This window comes from Reyranella sp. CPCC 100927, from assembly GCF_007859315.1.
GTDB lineage: Bacteria > Pseudomonadota > Alphaproteobacteria > Reyranellales > Reyranellaceae > Vineibacter.
In genome coordinates this window covers 1-2,033 of record NZ_VOHA01000058.1, presented here as the reverse complement: position 1 = coordinate 2,033, position 2,033 = coordinate 1, and the positions used below count along the sequence as shown (strand labels likewise).

The window sequence follows — 2,033 nt, the reverse complement described above, 5'->3', positions numbered from 1 at the left end:
CCATTCGTCGCGACGCCTATGGCATGCCGCATGTTTACGCAGATACCGTCTATGGCATCTTTTATGGCTACGGTTATGCGGTTGCCCAAGATCGTCTGTTCCAGATGGAAATGGCACGTCGCAGTACCCAGGGTCGCGTTGCTGAAGTCCTGGGTGCGTCCATGGTGGGCTTTGATAAAAGTATTCGTGCGAACTTCTCCCCGGAACGCATCCAGCGTCAACTGGCAGCTCTGCCGGCAGCAGATCGTCAGGTCCTGGACGGTTACGCAGCTGGCATGAACGCTTGGCTGGCGCGCGTGCGTGCGCAGCCGGGTCAACTGATGCCGAAAGAATTTAATGATCTGGGCTTCGCACCGGCTGATTGGACGGCTTATGACGTGGCGATGATTTTTGTTGGCACCATGGCCAACCGTTTCAGCGATGCAAACTCTGAAATCGACAATCTGGCCCTGCTGACGGCACTGAAAGATCGTCACGGTGCAGCAGACGCAATGCGTATTTTTAATCAGCTGCGTTGGCTGACCGATTCACGCGCACCGACCACGGTCCCGGCAGAAGCAGGTTCGTATCAACCGCCGGTGTTCCAGCCGGATGGTGCCGACCCGCTGGCATACGCTCTGCCGCGTTATGATGGTACCCCGCCGATGCTGGAACGCGTGGTTCGTGATCCGGCGACGCGTGGTGTCGTGGACGGTGCGCCGGCAACCCTGCGCGCTCAGCTGGCAGCTCAGTATGCACAAAGCGGTCAGCCGGGTATTGCAGGTTTTCCGACCACGTCTAATATGTGGATCGTGGGCCGTGATCATGCCAAAGACGCACGCTCAATTCTGCTGAACGGTCCGCAGGCCGGTTGGTGGAATCCGGCGTACACGTATGGCATCGGTCTGCACGGCGCCGGTTTCGATGTTGTCGGTAACACCCCGTTTGCGTATCCGTCAATTCTGTTCGGTCATAATGCTCACGTTACCTGGGGCTCGACGGCAGGTTTTGGTGATGACGTCGATATCTTCGCTGAAAAACTGGACCCGGCGGACCGCACCCGTTACTTTCATGATGGCCAGTGGAAAACCCTGGAAAAGCGTACGGATCTGATTCTGGTGAAAGACGCGGCCCCGGTTACCCTGGATGTCTATCGCTCTGTGCATGGCCTGATCGTCAAATTCGATGACGCGCAGCACGTGGCATACGCTAAGGCGCGTGCCTGGGAAGGTTATGAACTGCAATCACTGATGGCATGGACCCGCAAAACGCAGTCGGCGAACTGGGAACAATGGAAGGCCCAGGCAGCTCGTCACGCACTGACGATTAACTGGTATTACGCCGATGACCGCGGTAATATCGGCTACGCACATACCGGTTTTTATCCGCGTCGCCGTCCGGGTCACGATCCGCGTCTGCCGGTTCCGGGCACGGGTGAAATGGACTGGCTGGGCCTGCTGCCGTTTAGTACCAACCCGCAAGTGTATAATCCGCGTCAGGGTTTCATTGCGAATTGGAACAATCAACCGATGCGCGGCTACCCGTCCACCGACCTGTTTGCCATTGTTTGGGGTCAGGCTGACCGTTATGCGGAAATCGAAACGCGCCTGAAAGCTATGACCGCGAACGGCGGTAAAGTTAGTGCACAGCAAATGTGGGATCTGATCCGTACCACGTCCTACGCGGACGTGAATCGCCGTCATTTTCTGCCGTTCCTGCAACGCGCTGTTCAGGGTCTGCCGGCAGATGACCCGCGCGTGCGTCTGGTTGCGGGTCTGGCAGCATGGGATGGTATGATGACCAGCGAACGTCAGCCGGGTTATTTTGATAACGCAGGTCCGGCAGTGATGGACGCATGGCTGCGTGCAATGCTGCGCCGTACGCTGGCCGATGAAATGCCGGCAGACTTTTTCAAGTGGTACAGCGCAACCGGTTATCCGACGCCGCAGGCACCGGCTACCGGTTCTCTGAACCTGACCACGGGCGTCAAAGTGCTGTTTAATGCACTGGCAGGTCCGGAAGCGGGCGTTCCGCAGCGTTACGATTTCTTTAAT

The 2,033-nt window shown here is 57.6% G+C and carries 1 protein-coding gene; it reads left to right on the top strand.

Features of this window, described 5'->3' with window-relative positions:
- On the top strand, positions 1-2,033 hold a 2,033-nt coding region (locus tag FQU96_RS41930), incomplete at both ends, for a penicillin acylase family protein (protein ID WP_146547386.1).